This window comes from Achromobacter piechaudii NBRC 102461 (genome assembly GCF_001571245.1).
GTDB classification, from domain to species: domain Bacteria; phylum Pseudomonadota; class Gammaproteobacteria; order Burkholderiales; family Burkholderiaceae_B; genus Achromobacter; species Achromobacter piechaudii.
On sequence record NZ_BCTK01000032.1, the window covers coordinates 1 to 503 of the forward strand.

The window sequence follows — 503 nt, forward strand, 5'->3', positions numbered from 1 at the left end:
TCTCGCATTTGCAGTGCAAGTGGCATCAGGCGTGGATGCGAGGGTGATACGCAGCATTAACGCTACGCAGGTCGTTACCAGAGCCACCAAGGGCACGGCCTATGAAAAGGTTCGTCCCTGCTCCCCCAGACCCGGTGGGAACGGCATAGCCGGCCGCACCCAGACGGGAAGGTTCCAACACGGACAATGTGCCGCCGGTTTGCAGTGCGGTCCATACCGGGATATCCAGCGGTCCCGTGGCGGCAGCTTGGCGGCTTCCCAGCTGTCTCGCATTTGCAGTGTCAGCGTCAGTGCCCGTAAACCGGCGGAACATATCGCGCAGATCAGGGACGCGAAAAAGTGTTCGCATCGACGTTGACGAAGTAATGCCCCCCCCCGGCGCGCTTTTCCCCAAATTGGCCTGCGTGAGCACCAAGCCGTTTTTCCCTGCGCGTAAACCCCCAAAAGCGCGGCGTAGGCCGATTTTCTGAAGTACGCCATCCCACGGCGTCCACTTCGCTGGC

At 61.0% G+C, this 503-nt stretch carries 1 protein-coding gene; it reads right to left on the reverse strand.

From position 1 onward, the window contains the following. Window positions 1-323: 323 nt before the first annotated feature. A partial coding sequence (locus tag API01S_RS29460) for a hypothetical protein (RefSeq protein WP_218008453.1) occupies window positions 324-503 on the reverse strand: 180 nt, incomplete at its 5' end.